12 protein-coding genes are annotated in these 15183 nt (G+C 70.8%); 4 read left to right on the top strand and 8 right to left on the bottom strand.

The genetic code is table 11. The annotated features are described in order from the left end of the window. The first annotated feature begins 44 nt into the window (after window positions 1-44). Entirely contained in the window at window positions 45-2123 is a 2079-nt protein-coding gene (locus BJ992_RS30590) for a PhoX family protein (RefSeq protein WP_425503713.1), read from the top strand. 53 nt (window positions 2124-2176) lie between these two features. On the opposite strand, the gene BJ992_RS30585 is transcribed toward BJ992_RS30590, so the two are convergent. Next, a complete protein-coding gene (locus BJ992_RS30585) occupies window positions 2177-3604 on the bottom strand; it encodes an MFS transporter (protein ID WP_184986887.1) in 1428 nt (475 codons plus the stop codon). Window positions 3605-3685: 81 nt separating this feature from the next. Between BJ992_RS30585 and BJ992_RS34075 the strand changes: the two genes are divergently transcribed. Further along, window positions 3686-4348, top strand: a complete 663-nt coding sequence (locus tag BJ992_RS34075; RefSeq protein WP_343072942.1) for a TetR family transcriptional regulator — start codon at window positions 3686-3688, stop codon at window positions 4346-4348. Here the strand turns inward: BJ992_RS34075 and BJ992_RS30575 are convergent. The 7 genes from BJ992_RS30575 to purS form a co-directional block, all read right to left on the bottom strand. Then, the gene (locus BJ992_RS30575) at window positions 4345-5832 is read right to left on the bottom strand and encodes an MFS transporter (protein ID WP_184986886.1); all 1488 of its coding nucleotides are present in this window, start codon (window positions 5830-5832) and stop codon (window positions 4345-4347) included. The two genes, BJ992_RS34075 and BJ992_RS30575, sit on opposite strands and share 4 nt — an antisense overlap. 58 nt (window positions 5833-5890) lie before the next feature. Further along, entirely contained in the window at window positions 5891-6559 is a 669-nt protein-coding gene (locus tag BJ992_RS30570) for a Crp/Fnr family transcriptional regulator (protein ID WP_184986884.1), read from the bottom strand. A gap of 39 nt (window positions 6560-6598) precedes the next feature. Then, window positions 6599-8683 carry an adenylate/guanylate cyclase domain-containing protein gene (locus BJ992_RS34475; protein ID WP_343072941.1) on the bottom strand — a complete coding sequence of 695 codons (2085 nt, stop codon included), beginning with the start codon at window positions 8681-8683 and terminating at the stop codon, window positions 6599-6601. Window positions 8684-8883: 200 nt separating this feature from the next. Continuing rightward, window positions 8884-11136 carry a phosphoribosylformylglycinamidine synthase subunit PurL gene (purL, locus tag BJ992_RS30560; RefSeq protein WP_184986882.1) on the bottom strand — a complete coding sequence of 751 codons (2253 nt, stop codon included), beginning with the start codon at window positions 11134-11136 and terminating at the stop codon, window positions 8884-8886. A gap of 44 nt (window positions 11137-11180) precedes the next feature. Continuing rightward, window positions 11181-11864 (bottom strand): phosphoribosylformylglycinamidine synthase subunit PurQ, encoded by a 684-nt coding sequence (purQ, locus tag BJ992_RS30555; protein WP_184986880.1) that lies wholly within the window; start codon window positions 11862-11864, stop codon window positions 11181-11183. Between the two features lie 131 nt (window positions 11865-11995). Beyond that, window positions 11996-12436: an ATP-binding protein gene (locus BJ992_RS30550; RefSeq protein WP_184986878.1), complete on the bottom strand. Its 441-nt coding sequence runs from the start codon at window positions 12434-12436 to the stop codon at window positions 11996-11998. Between the two features lie 175 nt (window positions 12437-12611). Then, a complete protein-coding gene (purS, locus tag BJ992_RS30545) occupies window positions 12612-12857 on the bottom strand; it encodes a phosphoribosylformylglycinamidine synthase subunit PurS (RefSeq protein ID WP_184986876.1) in 246 nt (81 codons plus the stop codon). A gap of 250 nt (window positions 12858-13107) precedes the next feature. Between purS and pdhA the strand changes: the two genes are divergently transcribed. Together pdhA and BJ992_RS30535 are read left to right on the top strand one after the other, a co-directional pair. Next, window positions 13108-14208 (top strand): pyruvate dehydrogenase (acetyl-transferring) E1 component subunit alpha, encoded by a 1101-nt coding sequence (gene pdhA / locus BJ992_RS30540; protein ID WP_184986874.1) that lies wholly within the window; start codon window positions 13108-13110, stop codon window positions 14206-14208. Beyond that, window positions 14205-15176, top strand: a complete 972-nt coding sequence (locus tag BJ992_RS30535; RefSeq protein WP_184986872.1) for an alpha-ketoacid dehydrogenase subunit beta — start codon at window positions 14205-14207, stop codon at window positions 15174-15176. The genes pdhA and BJ992_RS30535 overlap by 4 nt, the downstream gene beginning before the upstream one ends. Window positions 15177-15183: the final 7 nt, after the last annotated feature.

Here is a 15183-nt window from a genome sequence, read left to right as displayed (position 1 = left end):
CGGTCCCGACGACGCGTCTTCTTCCGAACGATATTGGAGGACCTGTGGCGAACCCGTCATCCCGCAGGCTGCCGATTCTCCCCCTTCTGCCCCCCGTCGGGGGCCGCGACGCCATGACCTGCCGGTTCCGCTGCGGTGACGCCTGTGCTCACGAAGTGGCCAACACCAGCGGCAACCCGTACTTCCAGGACCTTCTGCCGGCTGTCATCTCCCGCCGCGGCGCGCTGCGCGCAGGCGCGCTCGGCGCCGTTGTCGCCACCGCGGCCGTCACCGGAGCCGTCCCCGCCGCCGCCGATCCCGCGCCGTCCGGGGCCGGCGGCCGCGGCCCCGGCCCTGGCCATGGTCCCCGTGGCCTGGCCTTCACCCCGGTCCCCCCGAACTCGCTGGACGCGCTCACCGTCGCCGACGGCTACCGCTCCGCCGTCGTGGTCCGCTGGGGTGACCCCGTCCTGCCGGACGCGCCGGCGTTCGACTTCGAGAACCAGTCCGCCGCCGCGCAGGCCGCGCAGTTCGGCTACAACTGCGACTTCGTCACCTTCTTCCCGCTCGGCGACGACCGCGGACTGCTGTGGGTCAACCACGAGTACACCGACGAGAACCTCATGTTCCGCGGCTACACCAACGGCGACACCGCACCCCTTGAGCAGATCGCCATCGCCATGGCCGCGCACGGCGGGTCGGTCGTCGAACTGGAGCGCGCCGGCCGCACCGGCCAGTGGAAGCTCGTCACCCGGGGCCGGCGCAGGTACAACCGCCGCGTCACCGTGCGGACCAAGATGCGTCTCACCGGTCCCGCCGCGGGCTCCGCTCTGCTGAGCACCGCCGCCGACCCTCGGGGCACCACCGTCCACGGCATGCTCAACAACTGCGCCGGCGGCACCACCCCGTGGAACACCGTGCTCAGCGGTGAGGAGAACTGGAACCAGTACTTCGTCGGCGGCGACGGCGTCCCCGAGGCGCAGAAGCCGTACCTGACCCGGTACGGCGTGAGCACCACCGCCGCCGTGCCGAGCGGCAGCCGGCGTTTCGACCGGGTGGAGGAGCGGTTCGACCTCGCCAAGCACCCGAACGAGATCAACAGGTTCGGCTGGATCGTCGAGATCGACCCGTTCGACCCGCAGAGCACGCCGATCAAGCGCACCGCGCTCGGCCGCCTCGCGCACGAGGGGGCCACCACCACTCTGGCGAAGGACGGCCGCGTCGTCGCGTACATGGGGGACGACAGCCGGTTCGAGTACATCTACAAGTTCGTCTCCAAGGACCGCCACATCCCCGGCTTCGACCGCCACAACCGGTCGCTCCTCGACGAGGGCACCCTGTACGTCGCCACGTTCACCGGTGACAGCCCCGGCCAGATCGACGGCGCCGGCACCCTCCCCGCCGACGGCCGCTTCGACGGTACCGGCGCCTGGATCCCCCTGGTCAGCGGCGACCGTTCGTTCGTCGAAGGCATGACCGCCGCCGAGGTCCTCGTGTACACCCGCGTCGCCGCCGACAAGGCCGGCGCCACCAAGATGGACCGTCCCGAGGACATCGAGCGCAACCCCGTGAACGGCGCCGTCTGCGTGGCACTCACCAACAACACCGCGCGCACCGCCGCGCAGGCCGACGAGGCCAACCCCCGCGCCGCCAACCGCCACGGCCAGATCCTGGAGATCGTGGAACGCCGCGACGACGCCGCCGCCACGACCTTCACCTGGTCCCTGCCTCTGGTCTGCGGCGACCCCGCCGACCCCTCCACGTACTTCGCCGGCTTCGACAAGACCAAGGTCTCCCCCATCTCCTGCCCCGACAACGTCACCTTCGACGCCGACGGCAACCTCTGGATCTCCACCGACGGCAACGCACTCGGCAAGAACGACGGCCTTTTCGCCATGCCTCTCTCCGGCCCCGACCGCGGCCACGTCCGCCAGTTCCTCACCGTCCCCTACGGCGCCGAGACCTGCGGCCCCCTGATCACCGAGGACCAGAAGAGCGTCTTCGTGGCCGTCCAGCACCCCGGCGAGATAACCGGCGCGACCCCCGACACCCCCGCCAGTCACTGGCCGGACGGCGGCACTTCCCAGCCGCGTCCCTCGGTGGCCGTCGCCTGGCACCCCCAGGGCAAGAAGATCGGCTCCTGACCCCCAGCCGCTGGGACGGCCCCACCGGACGGGTCCGGTGGGGCCGTCGTCTTTCAGGCCACGGATTCGAGCAGCTTCGGCGGCTCGGGGACGACGGGAGAAACCGGGTGACGGCGTAGCGTGAGCAGGCTCAGGGGTACGCCTACGGCCATGATGGCGGCGGCGATGGTCAGGGCGAGTTGGTAGCCGTCCAGGAAGGCGGTCAGGGGGGTGGCGCCGGTGGTGAGGGACGTGTTCTGGCGCGCGTTGAGTATGGCGCCGAGGACGGTGATGCCGAGGAGGCCGAAGACCTCGCGGGAGACGTTCAATGTGCCTGAGGCGACGCCGGCGCGGCCTTTCTGGAGGGTGTCGAGGATGGCGTTGGTCAGGGGTACGAGCAGGCCGGCGCCTAGGCCGTACATCAGGAACCACGGCAGCAGGTCGCGGTAGGCGCCGTCCGCCCCGGTGAAGGACAGCGCGAGTACCGAGCCGGACATCAGGGCGAGGCCCGCCGCGACGGTGGGGGCGGTGCCGAACCTGGCGGCGAGGCGGGGGGCCACGGTGGCGACGGCCGCCATCAGCAGGGCCATGGGGATGAACGCCGAGCCGGCCTCGATCGGCGAGTAGCCGAGCACGTTCTGCAGCCAGAGCGCGGTGAAGAAGTAGATGCCGAACACGCCGAAGGCCCACAGTCCCATGGCGGTCAGGCCGCCGCTGAAGACCCGCTCGCGGAACAGCGACAGGTCGATCATCGGCTGTGTCACGCGCCGCTCGATCATGACGAACAGTGCGGCGGCCGCGGCGGCCACAGCGAACGAACCGAGGGTGACCGCGGACGTCCAGCCCTGGCTCTCGCCTTCGATGAGCGCGTACGTCAGAGCGAACAGTGCGGTCGCTGAGGCGGCCAGGCCGGGGAGGTCCAGGCTGGAGCCCCTGGAGCGCGCCGAGTCGCGCGGCAGGGCCCAGAGGCCGAGCGCGAGGGTCAGTGCGCCGATCGGGACGTTGATCAGGTAGATCCAGCCCCAGTGCCAGTTCTCGCTGATGAAGCCCCCGGTGAGCGGCCCGAACGCCAGCGCGAGCGCACCGACGGCACTCCACAGGCCGACGGCCGTGTTGCGTTCCCGCGTGTCGGGGAAGATCCGCGGGATCAGGCTGAGCGCGGTGGGTGTCAGCAGGGCCGCGCCGACTCCCTGCACGCCACGGCTGAGTACCAGCATGGTGCCGTCGGTGGACAGTCCGGCGGCCGTGGACGCGAGCGAGAACACCACGAGTCCGAGCACGAAGATCCGCCGTTGACCGAACACGTCGGCGAGCCGTCCGCCTGCCAGGAGCAGACCGGCGAACACCAGGATGTAGCCGCTGACGATCCACTCCAGACCGGAGATGGTCAGCCCGAGATCACGCTGAATGGTCGGCAGCGCCACGTTGACCACGTTGTTGTCGAGATACGTCATGAAGGTGGCCAGGGAGACCGCCACCAGGGCCCACCATCGGCGATTCATCAGAAAAGTCTCCTCTACGGAGTACATGTACGTCGTACAAGTACGGTGTACAGGAGAACCCGTACGGCGTATAGTTGTCAAGTGGCCGCAGACAAGCTCACCCGGGACGCCGTGATCGACCAGGCGATGGCACTGGCCGACGAGGAAGGCGCGGACGCGGTCACCGTCCGCCGGCTCGCCGCGCGGCTCGGTGTCACACCCATGGCGCTGTACTGGCACTTCAAGAACAAGGAAGAGCTGATGGCGGGCCTCGCCGAGCACGTGCTCACCGGGGTCACCGCGGGGTACGCGGCAGGCGACCCGTGGCGTAAGCGGCTGCGGCTGCTGGTCGAGGCCGTGGTGCACGCCATGCGTGAGCATCCCTCACTGCCAGGCATCCTCGCCGCGGTGGGGGACAAGCACTGCGTCGACAGTTTCAACCGCGCCACCGAGGCCGCGCTCGACGTGCTCACCGAGGCGGGGTTCACGCTCAGCGAGAGCTTCCACATCTCGTCATACCTGCTCAACGGGGCCATCGCCTTGGTCAACGGCCGTCCGGAATGTTCGGCCGACCCCGAGGACGGTGCGGCGGAACGGCGACGGCAGCGTGCGCTGCGCCTGGAGGCCATGCCTCGTGACCGCTTCCCGCACGTCGTCGAGTACGGCGCGATCGCCGCCGCGCCGCCGGACGTCGAGCACTACTTCGCCTTCGGTGTCGATCTGCTGCTTCGCGGCGTCGAGGGCCTGGCGGCCGATCGGGGCTAGGCCTCCGGGGCCGGCACTGCCGCCTGCGGTCGAGCGAGTGCGGCGAGGGTCAGGCCGGCGGTGGCGACGGTGGCGAGGACCGCGTAGGTGCGGGTGAAACCGGTCATCAGGTGGTCCACGGCGACGGGGGTGAGGCGGGAGAGGGTGCCGGCGTAGACGAGGTCGCGTAGAGCGGGGGGGAGGGTGCCGGTCAGCACGGTCAGGGTGGTGGCGACGCTCAGCACTATGCCGACATTCATGATCATCAGGCGGAAGCCGTTGACGACGCCGAGGCCGCCGGGGGGAAGTGCGGACATCACCTGGGTGGTGTTGCCGGTGAGGAAGGCGCCGTTGCCGGCGCCGGCGAGGAACAGGCCGAGGCCGATCAGCCAGTACGGGGTGCCGGTGCCGGTCGAGAAGGTCAGCACGAACAGGCCGGCGCAGTTCATGGCGCAGCCGGTGACCGAGAGGGTGTACGGCGAGAGGCGGCGGCCGAGCGCGCCTGCCACCGGGGACGCCAGGGCCATGCCGACGGGGACGGGGAGCACGCCGAGAGCGGCGGTGAAGCCGTCGGCGCCGCGGGCCGCCTGGAAGTACAGCGAGACCAGCAGCACCAGCGCCGACCTCGACAAGGCGGTGCAGAACGATGCCAGGTTGGCGTAGGTCAGCATGCGGTGGCCGAACAGCCGGGGGTCCAGGACCGGGTGGGAGGCGCGGCGCTCGGCGGCGAACAGCAGCGGCAGGAGCACCAGGAAGATCGCCAGACCGGTGAGCGTGACCGGTCCGCCGACGCCGTGCGAGCCCGCGTCGGACAAGGCGGTGAGCAGAGCGGTCAGCGCGGCGAAGACGAGCAGGTTGCCGGCCAGGTCGATGGGGGTGCGCGGGCCGGGTGGCACGCGGCGCAGCGTCGTCCAGGCCCAGGCCAGGCCGAGGACACCGGGGAGGACGTTCACCCAGAAGACCCACTGCCAGCCGAGTGAGTCGGCGATGAGCCCGCCGAGGGCCGGCCCGGCGAGCTGGGCCACCGAGAGGGTGCCGATGTAGACCCCCATGCCCTGACTGAGCCGGTCAGGGGGGAAGGCCGCGGTGATGATGACGGTGCCGTTGGCGAGGATCATCGCCGAGGCCAGTCCCTGGAGCGCGCGCATCGCGATGAGGAAGCCGACGTCCGGCGACAGGCCCGCCAGCAGCGAGCACAAGGTGAACAACGCGAACCCGGCGAGGTAGACCTCACGCCGTCCCACCAGGTCGGCCACGCGGCCGAAGAAGACCAGCGTGGTGGTGTTGACCAGCAGGTACGCCAACAGGATCCACGAGGAGGCGAACGCCGAGGCGTCGAAGTGACGCACGACCGCCGGCAGCGCGACGTTGAGGGTGCTGGCGTTGACCCCGATGAGCACGAGCCCGAGGCTGGTGACCGAGCACACCCGCCACGCGTGGCGGAGCCTCCTGGCGTATTCGGGTGTCCCCGGCAGGGGGGTGCCGGTCTGGGGGAGGACGACCATGAGTACAAGTCTGATGTACGGCGTACTACCGCTTTGATGGGGTTTCGGAACGGCCTGGTCAGCGGGCTCGGCGGCGAAGGGCCTGGAGGTCGTGGATGGTGACCCGGCGGCGGCCGGTCTCTATGAGGCCGCGGTCGCGGAGGGTGCGGAGGGCTTTGCTGACGGCTTCGCGGGAGGCGCCGGTCCAGCCGGCGAGTTCGTCCTGGGAGAGAGGGAGGGCTATCTTGACGGCGGCGCCGGAGGGTTCGCCGAAGCGTTCCGCCAGTTCCACGAGGCGGGTCGCGACGCGGCCTGTGGTGTCGAAGGCGCCGTACTCGACGCGTTTGCGGTCGGAGTCGCGCAGGCGGCCGACGACCAGTTTCAGGAGCAGGACGGCGACGCGGCCGTGGTCGTTGAGGAAACCGGCGAAGTCGCGGACCACGTAGCCCTCGACGGGCTCAAGAGCGGTCACGGTGCCGGAGCGGGGCTCGCCGCTGATGACGGACATGTCGCCGAGCAGGGAGCCGGGGCCGCGGATGGCGAGCACGACCTCGTTGCCGTTCGCGGTGTGCGACGACACCTTGACCCGGCCGGAGGTGAGCACCAGGGCCCAGTCGGAGGTGTCGCCTTCCGACATCAACGTGGCGCCGCGGTCCCAGCGCCGTAAGCGGCCGATCTCCCGCAGGTCCGCGACCTCGTCCTCGCTGAGCAGCGCGAGGAACTCGCCAGGTTCCGGCGAGGACGTCATGGTGCCTCCAGTGTCGTGCGTCCGCGTCTCGCGGCGGTCTCAGTCCAGAGCGGTGAGCACGTACGCCTCGACGCTGTGCTCCTTGCCCTTCAGGGCGAGCGGGCCGAGCGGCCGCACCTTGGCGGCGTCGCCGATCTGCTCACGGGTGGTCGCCCCGATCACCACGGTGCCGGGCTCGGCGAGCGCCTCGAAGCGCGCGGCGACGTTCACCGCGTCACCCATGGCGTTGAAGCCGCGCAGTTCGGGGCTGCCGATGTTGCCGACCAGCGCCATGCCGGTGTTGATGCCGATACGGAACCTCGGGTAGCCGGGGTTGCCGGCGGCGATCCTCTCCGCCGCGGCCTGCATGGCGAGCCCGGCGCGCGCCGCCATCTCGGCGTGCCGTTCCTGGCCGGCCGGCGCGTTGAACAGCGCGAGCAGCGCGTCCCCGACGAACTGCACGATCGTGCCGCCGTGCCGCAGCACACACGGCACGGCGGCGGTGTGGTACCGGTTGAGCATCTCGACGATCTCGCCGGGTGAGACCTTCTCGGAGAAGGACGTGAACCCCTTGAGGTCGGCGAACAACGCGGTCAGCTCGACGAGCGACCCGCCGAGCGCCGCCTGGCGGGGGTCGGCGAGCAGGGACGCCGCGACGTCCGGCGACATGTACTGCCGGAACAGCGTCTCCAGTTCGCGGTACAGCCGCGCGTTCTCAAGCGCGATGGACAACTGGCTGGCCAGGGTGGCGGCGAGAGCGTCGTCCTGGCGTGTCGTGCCGACCGGCACCTTGAGCACCCCGGCGAGCACCCCCTTGACGGTCAGCGGGTGCATCACCGCGCCACCGGCGGCCACCGGCTCGCCTCCCGCGAAGTCCCCGGCCCCGAACGACCGGCCGCCGATCTCGACGCGGCCCTCGTGCACGAGCCCGAGACGCACGTCGCCGTACGCCTGCCGCACCCGCTCCAGCGCGTCGCGCAGCAGGTCCTCCTCGCGCAGCCCGACCCGCGCCTGCCGTCCGACGTCGACCAGCGCTCCGAGCCGCAGTGACAGCTCACGCTCGGCGGCGAGGGCCTGGCCGGCGCGGTCGAGCACGGCCGCCTGGCCTTCGCTCAGCCGGAACTTGCCGGCCAGGCGGGTCGCGAGCGGCGCGTCGTCCGCGCCTCGCTCACCCATGCGGCGCAGGTGGCCGACGAGTTCCTCAAGCGCCTCGTCGTACTGCGCCTGGATGCGCCGCACCGTGGCGGCCAGCGCGACCGAGTCGAACAGGCCGTGGCTCGAGCCCTCGCGGCGGAACTGGATGTAGGCGCTGTACGCGACGAACGCGAACGCCATGGTGAGCAGCAGGTGCCACTCCCACCACGTCAGCAGCCAGTTGGGCCGGAAGAACCCGGCGATCATGGACTCGGACAGCAGCGCGTACGCCGTGACCAGGCTGACCAGCATCGCCGACGGCCGCCGCCGGTGGATGCGGAACATCTGCAGCGCCGCCACCCCGAACAGCGCGGCGCCGGCCCACGACAGCGCGCCGATGGTCGCGCCGCCTTTCGGCGGCGGCGCGCTGAGCGGCGTGAGACCCTCCACCAGCGAGGCGCACCCCCACAGCACCAGCACGACGACGAGGCCGGCCCGCAGCAGGTCGGCCCGGGCTATGACCGCTCTGGCGGCGCGCTCGCCGAGCGGCAGGGAGGAGGTGAAGGCCAGCGCCGACGCCATGAGCAGCCCGACCGGCTGACCGATGTCGAAGCCGTAGCTGCCTCTGGCCAGGATGATCGTGGGGGTGGCGAGCCCGTGCAGGAGGAAGAACCCCGCGCAGGTCAGGAAGACCAGTGACACCAGCAGCAACCGCGCGTCGTCCCGCCGTGCGGCGGCCCGGCTGATCATCAGGCCGAGCACGACGTTGACCCCGGCGATGCCGACGATCAGCGCGAAGTGGCTCACCGGGTGTTCCCACGCGATGTTGAGCCGCTCGGCGTACGCCAGCAGCAGCCACAGCGCGAGCAGCGGCACGAGCATGTGGAAGGCCCACACGACGCCGCGGACGGGCTGGGTGGCGGGGGGGAGGTGGGGGTCCGCGACGGCGACGTGAGCGTCGCCGGCCGGGTGCGCGGCCACATCCGGGTACCCGGTCGATTCCCCCTGCACGTGGCCGATTATCCCGTTCCATCGCACAGGCGGGGAGCACACGGGAAACCTGAGTGGATATCGAGATCCAACCGAGCTGTAGGCGGTTAACGGCCGGACCGAAACATTCGATACTTTTGGCGCGCCGACCGTAACGCTCACCGGCCGGACCGCACGGCGGTGGCTCCGTGGGGGAGCCACCGCCACAGAGGGCTCCGCTCCTAGCCGAGCACGGCCGGCAGCGGCGCCTGGTGCGTCTCGCGCAGTTCGGTCACCGGGACCGTGAACACGTCCTCCACCACCAGCGCGTCCCCGCCGGTGGCGCCGAGCCCGTAGCACGGCACACCGGACGAGGCGGCCAGCTCGGCGAACTCCTCGAACACCTCCGGCCGCACCACGACGATCGCACGGGCCGCGGACTCGCTGAACAGCCCGGTGAACGGGTCGTCCACCGGCAGCCGCACCGAGGCCCCGACCCCCTGCGCCAGCGCGCACTCGGCGAGCGCGACGCCGAGGCCGCCGTCGGACACGTCGTGCGACCCTTCGAGCAACCCGCGCGCGGCGGCCGTGACGAGCACGTCGGCGAGCGCGCGCTCGGCCTCCAGGTCGGCGGCCGGCGGCAGCCCGCCGAGGTGGCCGTGCGCGCGGTGGGCCCACTCGGAGCCGCCGAACTCGTCGTGGGTCTCGCCGAGCAGCAGGACCTTCAGCCCCGGGCCGGTGAAACCGTGACGTACGCGGCGCGCGACGTCGTCGAGGACGCCGAGCACGCCGATGATCGGCGTCGGGTGGATGGCCGTCGTGCCGGTCTGGTTGTAGAACGACACGTTCCCGCCGGTCACCGGCACGCCGAGCGTGCGGCAGGCGTCGGCGAGACCGCGGACGGCCTCGGCGAACTGCCACATCACCTCGGGGTCCTCCGGCGAGCCGAAGTTCAGGCAGTTGGTCACCGCGAGCGGACGCGCACCGGTGACCGCGACGTTGCGGTACGCCTCGGCGAGCGCGAGCTGCGCTCCGGCGTACGGGTCGAGCTTGGCGTAGCGGCCGTTGCCGTCGGTGGCGAGCGCGATGCCCCTGCGGGTCTCCGCGGCCCCCGGCATGACCTCGCCGACCCGCAGCACCCCCGCGTCCGCCGGCATGGCGAGCACGGTGTTGCCCCGGACGTACCGGTCGTACTGGGAGGTCACCCACTCCTTGGACGCGACGTTCGGCGAGCCGAGCAGCTCAAGCAGCGTGGCGCGCAGGTCGGTGGGCCTCGGCAGCCGTGCGGTGTGGTCGGCGTTGAGCGCCGCCTGACCGGCCGGCTCGTGGAAGGGCCGCTCGTACACCGGCCCCTCGTCGGCGGCGGTGCCCGGCGGGATGTCGACGATCGTCTCGCCGTGCCAGTCCATCACCAGGCGGCCGGTGCCGGTGACCTCGCCGATCACGGTGGCGGGGACGTCCCAGCGCGCGCAGATCGCCATGAAGGCGTCGATGTCCTCCGGCGTGACCACGGCCATCATGCGTTCCTGGGACTCGCTCATCAAGATCTCCTCGGGCCGCAGCGACGGGTCGCGCAGCGGTACGAGGTCGAGGTCGACGTGCATGCCGCCGGTGCCCTTGGCCGCGAGCTCGGTGGTGGCGCAGGAGACCCCGGCGGCGCCGAGGTCCTGGATGCCGACCACCACGTCGGCCTCGAACAGCTCGAGGCAGCACTCGATGAGGAGCTTCTCCATGAACGGGTCGCCGACCTGCACGGCGGGCCGCTTGGCGTGCGACTCGTCCTCGAAGGTCGCCGAGGCGAGCACCGAGGCGCCGCCGATGCCGTCGGGGCCGGTGCGCGCGCCGAAGAGCACGACCTTGTTGCCGGGGCCAGGCGCGGTGGCGAGCTTGATGCGGTCCTTGCGGAGCAGGCCCACGCACAGTGCGTTGACCAGCGGGTTGCCGCTGTAGCAGGGGTCGAAGGCCACCTCGCCGCCGATGTTCGGCAGGCCGAGGCAGTTGCCGTAGAAGCTGATGCCGTCCACGACGCCTGGCAGCACGCGCCGCGTGTCGGGTGCGTCGAGCGCGCCGAACCGCAGCGCGTCCATCACGGCGACCGGACGGGCCCCCATGGCCATGATGTCGCGGACGATGCCGCCGACGCCGGTGGCGGCGCCTTGGCGCGGCTCGACGTACGACGGGTGGTTGTGCGACTCGATCTTGAAGGTCGCGGCCCAGCCGTCGCCGATGTCGACCACGCCGGCGTTCTCACCCATGCCGACCAGCAGCGCCTCCGAGCGCGGGGCCTTGTCGGCGAACTGCCGCAGGTGGACCTTGGACGACTTGTAGGAGCAGTGCTCGCTCCACATCACCGAGTAGATGGCGAGCTCGGACGACGTGGGCCGGCGGCCGAGGATGTCGCGCACCCGCGCGTACTCGTCGGCCTTCATGCCGAGCTCGGCGTAGGGCTGGGGCTCCTCGGGGGTCTCGGTGGCCCGCTTGACCGAATCGATCATCTGCTCTCCTCGCGCGCCGGACCCGGTCGTGTGCGCCGGTGCGTTCACAGGTTGGCGAACCTCTTCAAGATGGAGGTGAAGAAGCCGAGGCCGTCGACACCAGGGGCTCCGGTGAGCTCCTCGACGGCGTGCTCGGGGTGGGGCATGAGACCCACGACGTTGCCGGCCTCGTTGCTGACGCCGGCGATGTCGTTCATGGAGCCGTTGGGGTTGCCGCCGACGTACCGGAACAGCACGCGGCCGGACTCCTCCAGCTCGGTGAGCGTGGCGGCGTCGGCGACGTACCGGCCCTCGCCGTGCTTGACCGGCAGCAGCAGCTCCTGGCCCTCGGTGAAGTCGGACGTCCACGGCGTGGCGTTGCGCTCCACCCTGATCCGCTGGTCGCGGCAGACGTAGTGGAGGCCCTCGTTGCGGGTGAGCGCTCCCGGCAGCAGGTGGGCCTCGCAGAGGATCTGGAAGCCGTTGCAGGTGCCGAGCACCGGCAGGCCGGCCCGCGCCGCGGGGATCAGCTCTTCCATGAGCGGAGCGAACCTGGAGATCGCGCCGCAGCGCAGGTAGTCGCCGTAGGAGAACCCGCCGGGCAGGAACACCGCGTCGACGCCGCGCAGGTCGTGGTCGGCGTGCCACAGGGGGACGGCCTCGCCGCCGGCGTTCCTGACGGCCCGTGACGCGTCCTGGTCGTCGAGAGTTCCGGGAAAAGTGACCACGCCCACCCGGGCAGCACCCATGGCTTTCTTACCCCTCCGCACGCGAGCGCCGCTCCGCGCGTCTCACTCATCGGACGGCGGTGTGCGGCGGTACGCTTCAGGCTACCCGCGGCCCGGTGCCACGAGTACACCGCCCCGAGCGGGCCGTGCCGTCAGACCGCCGCCAGCTCACGGTCGTGGTGGGCCAGGAAGTCGGCGTCCCAGTCGAGCTCTTTGCGCAGCAGCACGGTGGTGCCGCTGCCGGGGCTGCTGTGGAAGGAGATCTCGTCGACCACGGCCTGCATGATCATGATGCCGCGGCCGTGCTCGGCGTCGCCGGACGGGAGCTGGCGGGGGATGGTGCCGAGCCCGAGCCCGCCGTCCACGATGCGCAGCTCGCACCGGCCGTCGCCGATGGCGGCGCACACCTCGTACCGTTTGGCGGGCCCGCCGTGCCGAACGGCGTTGGCGCACGCCTCCGACGTGGCGAGGAGCATGTCCTCCACGCAGTCTTCGGACACACCGATGCAGCGAAGCGTGTCTCCCAGGACCCGCCGCACCATGGGGATGCCGATGGCATCCCGCGGCAAGGCCAACGAGAACTCAATGTCCACCGCACCCCTCCGTGGCGCCGAAAGTCACGTTGGGGAGGTTCCCCGGAGAATCAGGGCTAACCGCAAAATCACGCTGCTGTTATTTACTGTTGGTCAGACGCTTGCGTTCAGGTCGACCAAAAGTTCCTTTTGCGGTGATTTGCGTGCGCGGTGGTATCGCTGTGCGCGCGGTCCGCTACTCTTCGACCCGCACAGCGTAGTCCTCGATGACGGTGTTCGCCAGAAGGGTTTCGGCCATCTTCCTGACCTGCGCGAGTGCGGACTCGTCCGCGGGCCCGTCGAGCTCGACCTCGAACCGCTTGCCCTGCCGCACCTCGGCGACCCCGGGGAAGCCCAGCCGGGGCAGCGCGCGCGCGATCGCCTGCCCCTGGGGGTCGAGGATCTCCGGCTTGAGCATGACGTCGACGATGACGCGTGCCACGTGTCCCTCCCAGTTCGTCCAACGTCCTCTGCCTGACCGGCGCGACCAGCCTAACGTGTGCGGAGGGAGCGACCGGGAACGGGGGAAGTGTGGACGACAGCCATCATGGCCTTGCGCAGGGGCCCGTGACTTCTGCCACGATGTCCACAAACGCCTACGTACCACCACCAGCTGGTACTAAGCGCTCGTTAACCGGCCGATTGACGGTGGCGATCCCACTGGTAAGGCCCCGAACGCGCAGGAGCGGCACGTGACAGTCGACGCCTCTCGTGGTGCCGAGGCACCCCCGGAGCTCGTCCAACTGCTGACCCCCGAAGGTGAGCGGGTCGAGCACCCGGACTACGACATCGACCTGACCCCGGAGGAGGTCCGTGAGCTGTACCGCGACCTGGTCCTGGTACGGCGGATAGACATGGAGGCCGTCGCGCTGCAACGGCAGGGCGAGCTCGGCATCTGGGCCTCGCTGCTCGGCCAGGAGGCCGCGCAGATCGGCTCGGCGCGCGCGCTCGCCGACAGCGACATGGCCTTCCCCACCTACCGCGAGCACGGCGTGGCCTGGTGCCGCGGCGTCGACCCGCTGTACCTGCTCGGCCTGTTCCGCGGCGTGAGCAACGGCGGGTGGGACCCGGCCGACCACAACTTCCACCTGTACACGATCGTGATCGGCGCGCAGGCCCTGCACGCCGTCGGGTACGCCATGGGGGTGCAGCGCGACGGCGCCGACGCCGCCACCATCGTCTACTTCGGCGACGGCGCGACCTCGCAGGGCGACGTCAACGAGGCCTTCATCTGGGCCTCGGTCTTCAACGCTCCTGTCGTGTTCTTCTGCCAGAACAACCAGTGGGCCATCTCCGAGCCCCTGGAGAAGCAGTCGCGGATCCCGCTGTACCGGCGGGCCAGCGGCTTCGGCTTCCCCGGCATCCGCGTGGACGGCAACGACGTGTTCGCCTGCCTCGCCGTCACCCGCCAGGCGCTGCGCAACGCGCGCGAAGGCCAGGGCCCCACGCTCATCGAGGCGTTCACCTACCGCATGGGGGCCCACACCACCTCCGACGACCCCACGCGCTACCGCGTCGCGGGTGAGCTGGAGGCGTGGAAGCTCAAGGACCCGATCGAGCGGGTCAAGGCGTACCTGTTCCGGAACCAGCACGCCGACCAGGACTTCTTCGACGCCGTGGACGCCGAGGCCGGCCGCCTCGGCCGCGAGGTGCGCAAACGCTGCCTCGAACTGCCGGACCCCAACCCCCTCGACATCTTCGAGCACGTCTACGCCGAGCCGAACGCACTGCTCGCCGAGGAGCGGGAGCAGTTCGCCGCCTACCTCGCGAGCTTCGAGGGAGGCGAGTCATGACCACGCTGACCCTGGCCAAGGCGCTCAACGAGGGTCTGCGCAAGGCGATGGAGGACGACCCCAAGGTCCTCATCATGGGTGAGGACGTCGGCAAGCTCGGCGGCGTCTTCCGCGTCACCGACGGCCTGCAGAAGGACTTCGGCGAGAGCCGCGTCATCGACACCCCGCTGGCCGAGTCCGGCATCATCGGCACCGCCATCGGCCTCGCGCTGCGCGGCTACCGTCCGGTGTGCGAGATCCAGTTCGACGGCTTCGTGTTCCCCGCCGCCGACCAGATCATCACCCAGCTCGCCAAGATGCCGCTGCGTTCCCTCGGCAAGGTCAAGCTCCCCGTCGTCGTGCGCATCCCCTGCGGCGGCGGCATCGGCGCCGTCGAGCACCACAGCGAGTCCCCCGAGGCGTACTTCACCCACACCGGCGGCCTGCGGGTCGTGGCCTGCTCCAACCCGGTGGACGGCTACCACATGGTCCAGCAGGCGATCCGCAGCGACGACCCCGTCGTGTTCTTCGAGCCCAAGCGGCGCTACTGGGACAAGGCCGAGGTCGACAAGGACGCCGCTCCGCTGCCGATGGGCCGCGGCCGGGTCGTGCGGCCCGGCGCCGACGTCACGGTGCTGACGTACGGCCCGATGGTGAAGACCTGCCTGGAGGCGGCCAACGCCGTCGAAGGTGAGCGGTCCATCGAGGTCGTGGACCTGCGGTCGCTGTCCCCGCTGGACACCGAGCTCGTGTTCGACTCGGTGCGCCGCACCGGCCGTTGCGTGGTCGCGCACGAGGCGCCGATGTACAACGGTCTCGGCGCGGAGATCGCGGCCCGGGTCACCGAGGCGTGCTTCTACCACCTGGAGTCCCCGGTGCTGCGGGTCGGCGGGTTCTCCACGCCGTACCCCCCGTCACGCCTGGAGGACCACTACCTGCCCGATCTCGACCGCGTGCTCGACGCCGTCGACCGCACGTTCGCCTTCTGAGGAGGGG

This window comes from Sphaerisporangium rubeum (assembly GCF_014207705.1).
GTDB lineage: Bacteria > Actinomycetota > Actinomycetes > Streptosporangiales > Streptosporangiaceae > Sphaerisporangium > Sphaerisporangium rubeum.
This window is presented reverse-complemented; position numbering and strand designations above follow the sequence as displayed.